Raw genomic sequence first — 13,176 nt, forward strand, 5'->3', positions numbered from 1 at the left:
CGCGGGTGCTGGCCCGTAGTCCATCGGAGAAGGGCGCACACTGCAAGCGCCCGGTGGGTGGGCGCCCGATCCATGGACAGTCGCGACCCCGTCCGAGTGCTACCGACCGGTAGGGATCCCGCGGATTTTCCGGCCACCGCGCGCGTGCGACGATGCACCTGTGAGCGGCGAGACATCCTCCACCCCAGACAGCGTCGACACCGGCGACAGCACCGGTAGCGACACCAGCAGCCGACGATCCGGCTCGACCCCCGCGGTGATCCACGAAGGCCTGCCGACCCAGCTTCCCGACATCGACCCCGACGAGACCCGCGACTGGCTCGACTCGTTCGACGCCATGCTCGACGAGCGTGGTCGCGACCGCGCCCGCTACGTCATGCTGCGGCTGCTCGAGCGCGCCCGCGAGACGCAGGTCGGCGTCCCGGCGCTGCGCAGCACCGACTACATCAACACCATCCCGCCGGAGCGCGAGCCGTGGTTCCCCGGCGACTACCACGTCGAGCAGCGGATCCGCGCGTTCCTGCGGTGGAACGCCGCCGTCATGGTCTCGAGCGCCAACCGCAAGGGTCTCGAGGTCGGCGGGCACATCGCCACCTACCAGTCCTCGGCGAGCCTCTACGAGGTCGGCTTCAACCACTTCTTCCGCGGCCAGGACCACCCGGGCGGCGGCGACCAGATCTTCATCCAGGGTCACGCCTCCCCCGGCATCTACGCCCGCGCGTTCCTCGAGGGCCGCCTCGACGAGCAGCAGCTCTACCGGTTCCGCCAGGAGGTCCAGCACGGACCGGGCGCCGGGTTGTCGTCGTACCCGCACCCGCGGCTGATGCCCGAGTTCTGGGAGTTCCCGACCGTCTCGATGGGCCTGACCGGCATCAACTCGATCTACCAGGCGCGCTTCAACCGCTACCTGCAGAACCGCGGCGTCAAGGACACCTCCGAGCAGCGCGTCTTCGCCTTCCTCGGCGACGGCGAGATGGCCGAGCCCGAGTCGCTCGGCGCGATCCGCATCGCCGCCCGCGAGGAGCTCGACAACCTCGTGTGGGTCGTCAACTGCAACCTGCAACAGCTCGACGGGCCGGTCACCGGCAACGGCAAGATCATCCAGGAGCTCGAGGCCAACTTCCGTGGCGCCGGCTGGAACGTCATCAAGGTGATCTGGGGCCAGGGCTGGGACGACCTGCTGGCCCGCGACGTCGACGGCGTCCTGGTCAACAAGATGAACTCCACGCCCGACGGCGACTTCCAGACCTTCTCGGTCGAGGACGGCGCCTACGTGCGGGAGAACTTCTTCGGGCCCGACCCGCGGCTGCGCCGGATGGTCGAGCACATGACCGACGGCCAGATCCAGAAGCTCCCGCGCGGTGGCCACGACTACCGCAAGGTCTACGCCGCCTTCGACGCCGCCACCAAGCACGTCGGGCAGCCGACGGTGATCCTGGCCAAGACGGTCAAGGGCTGGACGATCGACGCCCTCGAGGGCAAGAACGCCACGCACCAGATGAAGAAGCTGACGCCGGACGACCTGAAGAAGTTCCGCGACCGGCTCTACCTGCCGATCTCCGACCGCGACCTCGAGCGCTCCTACGAGGAGACCGGCGCCGCGCCGTTCTTCCACCCGGGCGCCGACTCCCCCGAGATCGAGTACATGATGCAGCGCCGCCAGGAGCTCGGCGGCTCGATGCCGAAGCGCGAGGTGCGGGCGAAGTCGCTGAAGCTGCCCGGCGACGCGATGTACACCGAGCTCGCCAAGGGCGGCGGCAAGCACCCCGTGGCGACCACGATGGCCGCCGTCCGGCTGCTGCGCGACTGGATGAAGGACCCCGAGATCGGTCAGCGGATCGTCCCGATCGCCCCCGACGAGTACCGCACCTTCGGCATGGACTCGATGTTCCCGAGCGCGAAGGTCTACAACCCGGCCGGTCAGACCTACCAGTCGGTCGACCGCAAGCTGCTGCTGAAGTACACCGAGTCCGTCCAGGGCCAGATGCTGCACGAGGGCATCTCCGAGGCCGGCGCGATGGCCTCGGCGACGGCGGCCGGGTCGGCGTACTCGACGCACGGCGAGCACATGATCCCCTTCTACATCTTCTACTCGATGTTCGGGTTCCAGCGCACCGGCGACTCGATCTGGGCGATGGCCGACCAGCTCGCCCGTGGCTTCCTCATCGGCGCCACCGCCGGTCGCACCACGCTGACCGGCGAGGGCCTGCAGCACGCCGACGGCCACTCCCCGCTCCTCGCGGCGACCAACCCGGCGGTCGTGCACTACGACCCGGCGTTCGCCTACGAGATGGCGCACGTGATGCGCTCGGGTCTCGAGCGGATGTACGGCACCGGCGGCCCCGACGGCAACGGGGAGAACGTGATCTTCTACATCACGGTCTACAACGAGCCGGTCGAGCAGCCGGCCCAGCCCGACGACGTCGACGTCGAGGGCATCCTGCGCGGCGTCCACCGGGTGTCGACGACCGACGGCGAGGGCCCCCGCGTCCAGCTGATGGCCTCCGGTGTCGCCTTCCCGTGGATCAAGGAGGCGGCGCGCCTGCTGTCGGAGGAGTGGGGCGTCCGGGCCGACACCTGGTCGGTCACCTCCTGGAACGAGCTGGCCCGTGACGCCGTGGCGTCCGAGGACCAGAACCTCCTGCACCCCGACGACGCCCCGCGCGTGCCCTACGTGACCTCGAAGCTCGAGGGCTCGGGCGGTCCGTTCGTCGCGGTCTCGGATTACATGGCGGCGGTCCCGCTGCAGATCGCGCGCTGGGTCCCCGGCGACTACTGCGTCCTGGGCGCCGACGGCTTCGGCTTCGCCGACACCCGCCCGGCCGCCCGGAGGTTCTTCAAGATCGACGCGCAGTCGGTCGTCGTCCGCTCGCTGCAGGCGCTCGCCGACGCCGGCGAGATCGACCCGGCCGTGGTCGCCAAGGCCGCCGCGCAGTACCGCATCGACGACCCGACCGCCGTCAGCGACGTCAAGCAGGAGGGTGGCGCCGCCTGACGAGGCACGGGTCAGGCGGGCCAGGGCCGGCCTGACCCGGACGAGTCGTCCGGGTCAGGCGATGGACGTGACGCCCTCGGGGACCGCGGGACCCTGGCTCGCCTGGCCGTTGCGCAGCAGGGTGCGCCACTTGGCGCGGGAGTACGTCGCCGGCCGGGTGCTGGCGACCCAGTCGCGGAGGATCTCGACGAACCGCTCCGGGTGGTCCTTGTGCGGGAAGTGCCCGGCGTCCTCGATCACCTCGACCCGGGCCCCGGGGGCGAGGGCGGCGGCGTTGCGGGCGTGGCAGACCGGGATCACCCGGTCGTCGCGGCCCCAGACCACGGCCATCGGCAGCGCCTCGGTGAGGTAGGCACGATCGGACATGGTGACGATCTGGCCGCGCCAGTCGACGACGGCGCGGACGACGTGCCGGACGGCGGCGCGGGCGTGCGGGTCCTTGAAGGTGTCGTAGATGTCGGCGACCTCGCCGAGGTCACGGGTGCCGGCCAGCCCGGTGCGGGCGGCCAGGCGGAGACCGGCCACGCCGACGTGCCGGACGCCGGGCAGGCTCAGCACCCCCATCGCCTGGTGGAAGCCGGGCGTGGTGATCGCTCGGATGCCGGCCGAGACCTCGGGCCCGAGACCGCCGGAGCCGACCAGCATCAGCCGCTCGGTGCGCTCGGGGAACTGGTAGGCGAACTGCATGGCGACGCCGCCGCCGAAGCTGTGGCCGACGACGGTGGCCTTGTCGATCCCGAGCACGGTGAGCAGGTCGCGCATCCCGTTGGCGTAGCCGCCGACGCTGTAGTCGGCGCGCGGCTTCGCCGAGCGGCCGTGGCCGAGCAGGTCGGGAGCGACGACGGTGAAGTGCTCGGCGAGGTCGTCGAGGACCGGCGACCACGTGGTGTGGTCGCAGCCGAGTCCGTGCAGGAGCAGCAGCGCCGGTCCCGAGCCGAGCTTCACGTAGGCGCGGCGATGGCCGTGGAGCTCGACGTGCTGGACCTCGTGCGGGCCGTCACGGCCGACGGCGTGCTGCGGTGCGCTCATCTCCGGCCTCCCATGACGGCGGAGCCGCATTCAACCACGCCGCGCCACCATCGCGGGGGCGGTCCCGTAACCTCGCGGGGTGTCCCGACGACCGCGCACGTCCCGCGAGCGCGCTGCGGCCGCGCTGGTGCGGGCCAGCGGCGCACTGAGCACCTCGGCGGTGACCCGGATGGACGTCGCCCTGCCCTGGTTCCGCGACCTCAGCGCCGAGGAGCGGGCGTGGGTCGGCCAGATCGTGCAGTCCGGCGTCCGGGAGTTCGTCGACTGGTACACCCACGAGGTCGCCGACCAGGGCGGCGGGACGGTGGAGTCCTTCGCGATCGCCACCTCGGTCTTCGGCGTCGCCCCGCGTGCGCTCACCGGCACGATCAGCCTGCAGCAGACCGTCGACCTGGTCCGGTTGTCGATCGAGGCCGTCGAGAGCGAGGTCGACGGCATCCTCGAGCCGGACGACGTCGCGCACGTGCGTGCCTCCGTGCTGCGCTACGCGCGCGAGATCGCGTTCGCGACCGCCGAGGTCTACGCCCGGGCCGCGGAGATGCGCGGCGCCTGGGACGCCCGTCTCGAGGCGCTCGTCGTCGACGCCGTCCTGCGCGCCGAGACCGACGAGACGATGCTGTCGCGGGCCAGCGCGCTCGGCTGGGCCGCCCGCGGCGACGTCGCCGTGGTGCTGGGCGCCTTCCCGGAGCGGCGCACCGAGACCGACGTCTTCGAGGGCGTGCGCCGGGTGGCCCGGGCCCACGGCATGGACGCGCTGTGCGCCGCGCAGGGCGAGCGGCTCGTGGTCCTGGCCGGTGGCGTGGAGGACCCCCGCGCGGCCGGCGCCACCCTGGCCGCGCTGTTCGGCCACGGACCGGTGGTCGTCGGACCCGTCGCCGACGACCTGGAGCACGCCCACCTCAGCGCCCGCGCCGCCCTCGCGGCCCACCGGGCGGCCAGCGGGTGGCCCGAGGCGCCGCGGCCGGTGCTGAGCACCGAGCTCCTCCCGGAGCGTGCCCTCGCCGGCGACGGCCACGCGCGCCGCCACCTCGTCGAGGAGGTCTACCTGCCGATCGCCGGCGCGCGCGGCACGCTGGAGGAGTCCCTGGCCGCCTACCTCGCGAGCGGCGGCTCGGTGGAGGGCACGGCCCGAGCGCTCTACGTGCACCCCAACACCGTCCGCTACCGCCTGCGCCAGGTCGCGGACCTCACCGGATTCGCCGCCAACGACCCCCGCGACGCGCTGACCCTGCAGATCGCCCTGATCCTGGGCCGCCAGTCCGGACGGACGCCCTGAGGGGCCCGGTCCGCGCATACCACCGGAGGCATCAGGCGGTTTTGTCGGAACCCGACAAAGAAGGCCCCACTACTTTCGTGCGCGCCTGACGCGCTCCAGGAGCCCGCTCGCGGCAGAGTGGACGACGTGCTGGTCATCGTCGCTCCCGGTCAGGGAGCCCAGACTCCCGGATTCCTCACGCCCTGGCTCGAGGACGACGTCTTCGCCTCGCGGCTGCACTGGCTCTCGACCGTGGCCGGCATGGACCTCGCCCACCACGGCACGGTGTCGGACGCCGACACGATCCGCGACACCCGCGTCGCCCAGCCCCTGCTCGTCGCGACGGCCCTCGTCGCCACCCTCGAGCTCTTCCCGCACCCCTCCGACGGCTACAGCCGCGTCGGTGCCGTCGCCGGCCACAGCGTCGGCGAGCTGGCGGCCGCCGTCGGCGCCCGCGCGATCACCGCCGAGCAGGCGATGGTCCTGGTGCGCGAGCGCGGCAACGCGATGGCCGAGGCCGCCGCGACCACCCCGACCGGCATGACCGCGATCCTCGGCGGCGACCGCGACGACGTCCTGGCCACCCTCGCCCGCCACGGGCTGACCCCGGCCAACGACAACGGCCCCGGCCAGATCGTCGCCGCCGGCACGATGGAGCAGCTCGAGGCCCTCAAGGCCGACCCGCCGACCAAGGCCCGGCTGATGCCGCTCTCGGTCGCCGGCGCGTTCCACACCGAGCACATGGCCCCGGCCGTCGGTCACGTCGCCAGGCTCGCCCTCTCGGTCTCCACGCACGACCCGCGCATCCCGATGATCTCCAACAAGGACGGCCAGGTCGTCCACGACGGCCGCGACGTGCTGCGCCGCATCGTCGGACAGATCGCCAGCCCGGTGCGCTGGGACCTCTGCCTCGACACGATGGCCGACCTCGGCGTCACCGGCATCCTCGAGATGCCGCCGGCCGGCACCCTGACCGGCATCGCGAAGCGAGCGCTCAAGGGCGTCGAGACGTTCGCGCTGAAGACCCCCGACCAGCTCGACGACGCCCGCGCCTTCTGCGACAAGCACGGCGAGGGCTCCCTCATCGACGTCACCCCGACCTGGCGGATGGTCGTGTCCCCCGCCAAGGGCACCTTCCACATCGACCCCCGCGCCTTCGAGACTGACCTGCTGCCCGCCGGCGCGGAGATCGGCAGCGTCGCGAGCCTGCGCGACCGCCTCCTCGTCCGCGCCATGCACGGCGGCCAGGTCGTCGAGTGGCTCGTCGAGGACGGCGACCTCGTCTCCCCCGGCCAACCCCTGCTGCGCCTGCACCCCGAGGGAGCCGAGCTGTGAGCGACACCAAGGTGCTCAGCACCTCCACCGGTGCGGCGCACGCCGCCATCCTCGGCGTCGGCGCCTACCGGCCCTCGATCGTCGTCCCCAACTCCGAGCTCGTCGAGGCGATCGACAGCAGCGACGAGTGGATCCAGCAGCGCTCCGGGATCAAGCAGCGCCGCTTCGCCACGCCCGAGGAGTCGGTGCAGATGATGAGCGTCGCGTGTGCCCGCGAGGCGCTCGAGGCCGCCGGCATCGAGGCCGGGCAGGTCGACGCCGTCATCGTCGCCACCGTCAGCCACATGATGCAGACCCCGGCCGTCGCGCCGCTGATCGCCACCGAGCTCGGCTGCGACCACCCGGTCGCGTTCGACATCTCCGCCGCGTGCGCCGGCTTCTGCCACGGCGTGGGCCTGGCCTCCGACATGATCCGTGCCGGCAGCGCCCGCTACGCGCTGGTCATCGGCGTCGAGCGACTCTCCGACATCCTCGACCGCAACGACCGCGGCACCGCCTTCATCTTCGCCGACGGCGCCGGCGCCGTCGTGATCGGTCCGAGCGAGACCCCGGGCATCGGCCCGGTCGTCTGGGGCTCCGACGGCGAGCAGTACGACCTCATCCGCCAGCGCGAGGACTGGCGCGACGTGGTCGCCGTCGGGTCCACCACGATGCCGCCGCTCACGATGCAGGGCAGCTCGGTCTTCCGGTGGGCGTCGTTCACGATGGCCAAGGTCGGGACCCAGGCCATCGAGCGGGCCGGGATCACCCCCGACGACCTCGACGTCTTCGTGCCCCACCAGGCCAACATGCGCATCACCGACGCCATGGCGCGCTCGATGAAGCTGCCCGAGCGGGTCAAGATCGCCCGCGACGTCGCCGAGCAGGGCAACACCTCCGCGGCGTCGGTCCCCCTCGCCCTGCACCGGATGATCCAGGAGGGCGACGCCGTGTCCGGCGACCTGGCCCTGCTGATCGCCTTCGGCGCCGGCCTGGCCTACGCGGCCCAGGTCGTCGTCCTCCCCTGATCGCACCACCCGGGCACCCGCTGCCCCGCACCACCCGACCGCACGACCCACCCGCACGAGAGGAACCAGCCTGATGGCCACCACCGAAGAGATCCGCGCCGACCTCGCCGAGATCGTCAACGAGGTCGCGGGCATCGAGCCCGACGACGTCCAGCTCGACAAGTCGTTCACCGACGACCTGGACGTCGACTCGCTGTCGATGGTCGAGGTCGTCGTGGCGTGCGAGGAGAAGTTCGGCGTCACCATCCCCGACGACGAGGTCAAGAACCTCAAGACCGTCGGTGACGCCGTCGCCTACATCGAGCGCGCGTCCGCCTGAGCATGCCGAACGCCTCTGGCCGTATCCGCGTCTTCGTCACCGGGCTCGGCACCACCAGCCCGGTCGGCGGGGACGTCGCGTCCACCTGGGCGGCCCTCCTCGAGGGCCGCTCGGGGGTGCGACACCTCGACGAGGAGCTCGTCGCCGACCTGCCGGTCAAGATCGGCGCTCCTGCGCTGGTCGACCCGACCGACGTCCTCGAGCGGGTCAAGGCACGCCGCCTCGACCGCAGCTCCCAGCTCGCCATGGTCGCGGCCATGGAGGCCTGGAAGGACAGCGGTCTCGACGTGCTCCAGGAGTCCGGCGACCTCGACGGCGACCGGGTCGGCGTGGCGATGGCCACCGGCATCGGTGGCGTCACGACGCTGCTCTCCAACTACGACACGCTGCTGGCCAAGGGCCCGCGGCGGGTCTCCCCGCTCGCCGTCCCGATGCTGATGGCCAACGGCCCCGCCGCCAACATCAGCCTCTACGTCGGCGCCCGGGCCGCAGTCAACACGCCGGTCTCGGCGTGCGCCTCGGGCAACGAGGCGATCTCGCTGGCCCTCGACCAGATCCGGCTCGGCCGGGCCGACGTGGTCGTCGCCGGCGGCACCGAGGCGGCGATCCACCCGCTGCCGATGGCCGCCTTCGGCAACATGATGGCGCTGTCGAAGAACGACGCCGACCCCACGACCGTCAGCCGTCCGTGGGACACCGCCCGCGACGGCTTCGTGCTCGGCGAGGGCGCCGGCGTCCTGGTGCTCGAGTCCGAGGCGCACGCCAGGGCTCGGGGCGCGACGATCTACGCCGAGGTCCTCGGTGCCGGCATCACCGCCGACGGCCACGACATCGCCCAGCCCGACCCGGGCGGCCGCGGTGGCACCCGGGCCATCCGGCGCGCGCTGCAGGAGGCCGACGTCGACCCGTCGTCGATCAAGCACGTCAACGCCCACGCCACGTCGACGCCGCAGGGCGACATCGCCGAGGGCCTGATGCTGCACGCGACGCTGGGCGCGGCCGTCGACGACGTCGTCGTCACCAGCACCAAGTCGATGACCGGGCACCTGCTCGGTGGGGCCGGTGCGCTCGAGGCCGTCGCCGTCGTCAAGGCCATCCAGGACCGGGTCTCGCCGCCGACGATCAACCTCGACGACAAGGACCCCCAGGTCGACCTCGACATCGCCACGAAGGTCCGCGAGCTGCCCCAGGGCGACATCGCGGCCCTGAACAACTCGTTCGGGTTCGGCGGCGCCAACGTCGCCGTCATCTTCGCCAGCGTCTGAGCACCACACCCACCACCCAGGAGCCCGCATGACCGCCGTCGTCAAGGAGAAGCCGCCCCGCGCCGAGGATCCCCGCAACCCGGTCACCCGGCTCGCGGCGCTCCTCGACGACGGGTCGCTGGAGCTCATCACCCCCGACGACGACAGCGGCATGCTGGCGGCGGTGGGCACGGTCGACGGCACCCGCGTGGTCGCCTTCTGCTCCGACGCGACCGTCATGGGCGGGGCGATGGGTGACCTGGGCTGCCGGGTGGTCGTCGACGCCTACCACCGGGCGATGACCGACCGGATCCCGATCATCGGGCTCTGGCACTCCGGTGGCGCCCGCCTGGCCGAGGGCGTGCTGTCGCTGCACGCCGTCGGCCGGATCTTCCACGTGATGACGCAGGCCTCGGGGGTCATCCCCCAGGTCTCGGTCGTGCTCGGCCCGGCCGCCGGCGGTGCCGCGTACGGTCCGGCTCTCACCGACGTCGTCATCCTCGGTCCGGACGGGCGGATCTTCGTCACCGGCCCGGACGTCGTCCGCTCGGTGACCGGCGAGGCCGTCGACATGCTGCGTCTGGGCGGCCCCGAGCCGCACGGTCGGCGTTCGGGTGTCGTGCACATCCTCACCGACTCCGAGCGCGAGGCCCTCGACAAGGCCCGCACCGTGGCCGCGCTGCTCGGCTCCCAGGGCAGCCTCAAGGTCGCCGACGTCGACGACCGCGAGCTCGAGGAGGTCCTGCCGGCGTCCAAGAAGCGTGCCTACGACGTCCACCCGCTCGTCGAGCAGGTGCTCGACGACGGCACCATGCAGGAGCTCCACGCCCGGTGGGCGCCCAACATCGTCACCGCGCTCGGCAGGTTCGGCGGACGCACCGTCGGCGTCGTGGCCAACAACCCGCTGCGGCTCGGCGGGTGCCTCGACTCGCTCTCGGCCGAGAAGGCCTCCCGGTTCGTGCGGATGTGCGACGCGTTCGGCGTCCCGCTCATCGTCCTCGTCGACGTCCCGGGCTACCTGCCCGGCGTCGGTCAGGAGTGGGACGGCGTCGTCCGGCGCGGCGCGAAGCTGCTGCACGCGTTCGGCGAGTGCGTGGTCCCGCGCGTCACGCTGGTGACCCGCAAGACCTACGGCGGCGCCTACATCGCGATGAACGCCCGCTCCCTCGGCGCCACCAAGGTCTTCGCCTGGCCGGGGGCCGAGGTGGCCGTGATGGGTGCCGTGGCCGCCGTCCGGGTGCTGCACCGACGCCGGCTGGCCGAGGTGGCGCCCGACATCCGGGCACAGGTCGAGGCCGAGCTCGCCGCCGAGCACGAGCGGATCGCCGGAGGCGTCGAGAAGGCGGTGGAGATCGGCGTCGTCGACGAGATCGTCACGCCGGGCCGGACGCGTTCCTCGATCGCCCGCGCCATCGACGAGGCGATCCAGCGCGATGGCGCGCGCCGTGGGCACCACGGCAACATCCCGCTCTGACCCCGGTGCGCCGCCGGCCGTAACCTCGACCGCGCCCGCAGCGTTGACGTGACGTAGGTCACCGCTACGACCCCCGGGGAGGACGAGCCATGCACCGTCGTACCGGTCGGGGCGTAGGGGCGGCCCTCGTCCTTGCCCTCGTGCTCGCCGTGGGCGGACTCGCCCCGGCGTCCTCGATAGTGACGACGGCGAGCGCTGCGACGACCACCACCGTCGTACCCGGGGTGGTGGGCACCTATCCCGACTACGGCTCCGCCGACGTCCGCAACCAGCGGCTGCGCCGGGGGTGCCACACCTACCGCGTCGACTACGTCCTCCGTCCCCCGACGCCGGACTGGTCGGCGCTCGTGCAGCTCTACACACCGCGTAGCCGCAAGCTCGGGACCCTGCTCCTGGACGCGAACCGACCCGACCCCCTCGTCGGGCACCGCGGCTTCGAGATCTGCGGGGTGACGGTGGCGCCGGGTCGCTTCAGGATCCAGGTCGAGCTGATCTACACCGACGGTCGCGAGGAGTACCGCGCTCTCACGAGGCCGACGTTCTTCCGGCTGACGCGGCGACGCTGACCTCGCGCCTCACACCACCTGGTGCAGCCACCGCACCGGAGCGCCCTCACCGGCGTGGCGGAAGGTCTCGAGCTCGTCGTCCCACGGCTTGCCGAGGAGCTTGTCGATCGCCACCTCGAGGGTGGTCTCGCCGAGCGCCGACTTCACGACCGCCGCCTTGAGCCGGTCCTCGGGGATCATGATGTCGCCGTGCAGCCCGACGACCGCGTGGAAGACGCCCAGGTCGGGGGTGTAGGAGTAGCGCGAGCCCTCGGTGGAGCTCGTGGGCTCCTCGGTGACCTCGAACCGGAGGTGGTTCCAGCCACGCAGGGCCGAGGCGATCGCCGCGGCGGAACCGGCCTGACCCGTCCAGGACAGCTCGGCACGGTAGGACCCGGACTGAGCCGGCTGGGGCGACCACGAGGGGTTGACGGCAGCGCCGAGCACCCCGCCGACGGCCCACTCGATGTGGGGGCACAACGCGGAGGGCGCCGAGTGAACGAACACGACGCCGCGGGTGGTGGAACGAGCGGTCACGACGATCTCCTTCTTCTCCGGCGCGAGCTACGCCTTCCCCAGCGGGCTCGATGTCGAGAAACAGGTCATCGCGCGAGCGCGTGTGACACGTGTGCAGTTGTGACCCCATTGTGGCGCATGAGGCCACAATGCACCAGCGGAACCGGCGGGACGACCGTCAGAGATCGTCGATCCGGCGCTCGAGGTCGTCCGCGCGGGCGGCCGCGTCGGTGATCTCGTCGGAGTCGATGGCGTGCGTGCGGTGGAACCACGCGAGCGCGTCCTTCTCCCGGCCGGCGGCCACGAGGGTGTCCGCGTAGGCGTAGCGCAGGCGCACGACCCAGGCCTCGCGGCTCTTGCTGGCCAGCGGCGCGAGCTCGAGGGTCCGCAGCGCCGCGTCGAGCTGGCCCTGGTCGCGGCGCGCACCGGCCTCGACGAGCGTCATCTCGGCCTTGGCCGGCGACGCGAAGTTCGCGACCGACGGGCTCTTGGCGAGCTTGATCGCCTGGTCGGGGTTGCCGAGCGCCCGGTGGCAGTCGGCCATGATCGGGAGGTACGCCGTCGCGCCGTTCATCCGCTTCGCCGCTCGCAGCTCGGCCAGCGCCTCGGCGTAGTGGCCGGCGGCGTAGGCGGCCTCGCCGACAGCCTCCCGGATCACCGCGAGGCGGGGCGCGCGGGCCTTGGCGGCCAGCGTGTGCCGGTAGGCGGTCTCGGGGTCCTCGTCGACGAGCATCCCGGCGGCCGCGAGGTGACGCGCGACGCGAGCAGCGAGCTTCTCGGGCAGACCCTTGAGCTGGGCGCCCACCGCCCGGTCCAGCTCGGCGCCGGTGATCTCGGGCGGCAGCTCGGGACCGTCGTAGACCGACTGGTCGACGGTGCGCTCGACCTGCTGCTTGTCGGCGGGCCGCTTCCAGGGCTCGCGGCGCTGACCGCCGCCGGCGGCCGCTCCACGGCCGGCCCCCGATCGGGACTGGCCGCCCCGCCCGGTGTCCGTGCGAGCTCCGCGCCGGTCGTTGCCGGCCGGCTTGCCCTGGCCACGCGCTCCGCGTCGGTCCTCAGCCACGATCTCGTCACCCTCTTCTGTTCGGTCCTGCAGTCGCTTGCTCGATGCTCCCACGACGGGAGTGCCGAAAACAGAGTAGGGGCCACCTTTCGGTGGCCCCTACCCAATGCTTGTCCGGCGGCGTCCTACTCTCCCACAACCTCGCGATTGCAGTACCATCGGCGCTGGCAGGCTTAACTTCCGGGTTCGGTATGGGACCGGGTGTTTCCCCGCCGCTATGGCCGCCGTAACTCTATGACCACACCCAACCCCAACCCCGATATCGAACCCAGGGGTGGGTGGTGTGGAAACTTGTGTAGTGGACGCGAACACGCAACAACTCGTAGTTGTTTCTCTGTGTGATGTTGGTTGAAGATTTGTAAGGCAAGCCCTCGGCCTATTAGTACCGGTCGGC

Annotated in this window: 11 protein-coding genes and 1 rRNA gene; 8 read left to right on the forward strand and 4 right to left on the reverse strand. The window is 72.0% G+C overall.

All coding sequences use genetic code 11. The features are described from left to right. The first annotated feature begins 256 nt into the window (after positions 1-256). Positions 257-2,995, forward strand: coding sequence for a pyruvate dehydrogenase (acetyl-transferring), homodimeric type (gene aceE, locus E4623_RS10310; protein ID WP_134766485.1), 2,739 nt, complete (start codon positions 257-259; stop codon positions 2,993-2,995). A gap of 54 nt (positions 2,996-3,049) precedes the next feature. Here the strand turns inward: aceE and E4623_RS10315 are convergent, their stop codons facing one another. Then, positions 3,050-4,024 carry an alpha/beta fold hydrolase gene (locus E4623_RS10315; RefSeq protein ID WP_134766387.1) on the reverse strand — a complete coding sequence of 325 codons (975 nt, stop codon included), beginning with the start codon at positions 4,022-4,024 and terminating at the stop codon, positions 3,050-3,052. A 79-nt stretch (positions 4,025-4,103) separates the two neighbouring features. Between E4623_RS10315 and E4623_RS10320 the strand changes: the two genes are divergently transcribed. The 7 genes from E4623_RS10320 to E4623_RS10350 all read left to right on the forward strand — a co-directional run bounded on the left by E4623_RS10320 (position 4,104) and on the right by E4623_RS10350 (position 11,224). Then, positions 4,104-5,300: a helix-turn-helix domain-containing protein gene (locus E4623_RS10320; protein WP_245154997.1), complete on the forward strand. Its 1,197-nt coding sequence runs from the start codon at positions 4,104-4,106 to the stop codon at positions 5,298-5,300. A 126-nt stretch (positions 5,301-5,426) separates the two neighbouring features. After that, positions 5,427-6,614, forward strand: coding sequence for an acyltransferase domain-containing protein (locus E4623_RS10325; RefSeq protein WP_134766388.1), 1,188 nt, complete (start codon positions 5,427-5,429; stop codon positions 6,612-6,614). An 11-nt stretch (positions 6,615-6,625) separates the two neighbouring features. Beyond that, entirely contained in the window at positions 6,626-7,621 is a 996-nt protein-coding gene (locus E4623_RS10330; RefSeq protein ID WP_134766487.1) for a beta-ketoacyl-ACP synthase III, read from the forward strand. Positions 7,622-7,691: 70 nt separating this feature from the next. Next, positions 7,692-7,940, forward strand: a complete 249-nt coding sequence (locus tag E4623_RS10335; protein ID WP_209020624.1) for an acyl carrier protein — start codon at positions 7,692-7,694, stop codon at positions 7,938-7,940. Between the two features lie 2 nt (positions 7,941-7,942). Then, positions 7,943-9,205 carry a beta-ketoacyl-[acyl-carrier-protein] synthase family protein gene (locus E4623_RS10340; protein WP_134766390.1) on the forward strand — a complete coding sequence of 421 codons (1,263 nt, stop codon included), beginning with the start codon at positions 7,943-7,945 and terminating at the stop codon, positions 9,203-9,205. Positions 9,206-9,233: 28 nt separating this feature from the next. Continuing rightward, entirely contained in the window at positions 9,234-10,658 is a 1,425-nt protein-coding gene (locus E4623_RS10345) for a carboxyl transferase domain-containing protein (RefSeq protein WP_134766391.1), read from the forward strand. 89 nt (positions 10,659-10,747) lie between these two features. Beyond that, the gene (locus E4623_RS10350; protein WP_134766392.1) at positions 10,748-11,224 is read left to right on the forward strand and encodes a hypothetical protein; all 477 of its coding nucleotides are present in this window, start codon (positions 10,748-10,750) and stop codon (positions 11,222-11,224) included. Between the two features lie 9 nt (positions 11,225-11,233). Here E4623_RS10350 and E4623_RS10355 read toward each other — a convergent pair whose 3' ends face one another. The 3 genes from E4623_RS10355 to rrf form a co-directional block, all read right to left on the reverse strand. Next, the gene (locus tag E4623_RS10355) at positions 11,234-11,740 is read right to left on the reverse strand and encodes a DUF3145 domain-containing protein (protein ID WP_134766393.1); all 507 of its coding nucleotides are present in this window, start codon (positions 11,738-11,740) and stop codon (positions 11,234-11,236) included. A 157-nt stretch (positions 11,741-11,897) separates the two neighbouring features. Further along, complete coding sequence (locus tag E4623_RS10360) at positions 11,898-12,782, reverse strand: tetratricopeptide repeat protein (protein WP_134766394.1); 885 nt, start codon at positions 12,780-12,782, stop codon at positions 11,898-11,900. Between the two features lie 112 nt (positions 12,783-12,894). After that, positions 12,895-13,011: ribosomal RNA gene (rrf, locus tag E4623_RS10365) — 5S ribosomal RNA — on the reverse strand. Between the last annotated feature and the right edge of the window lie 165 nt (positions 13,012-13,176).

Origin of the sequence: Nocardioides sp. 1609, from assembly GCF_004522105.1 — a bacterium.
GTDB lineage: Bacteria > Actinomycetota > Actinomycetes > Propionibacteriales > Nocardioidaceae > Nocardioides.

Bases quoted from the DNA above. Each gene is read 5' to 3' on its own strand.
- E4623_RS10315 (WP_134766387.1), bottom strand. From the start codon at position 4,024: ATGAGCGCACCGCAGCACGCCGTCGGCCGTGACGGCCCGCACGAGGTC.
- E4623_RS10340 (WP_134766390.1), top strand. From the start codon at position 7,943: ATGCCGAACGCCTCTGGCCGTATCCGCGTCTTCGTCACCGGGCTCGGC.
- E4623_RS10345 (WP_134766391.1), top strand. From the start codon at position 9,234: ATGACCGCCGTCGTCAAGGAGAAGCCGCCCCGCGCCGAGGATCCCCGC.
- E4623_RS10350 (WP_134766392.1), top strand. From the start codon at position 10,748: ATGCACCGTCGTACCGGTCGGGGCGTAGGGGCGGCCCTCGTCCTTGCC.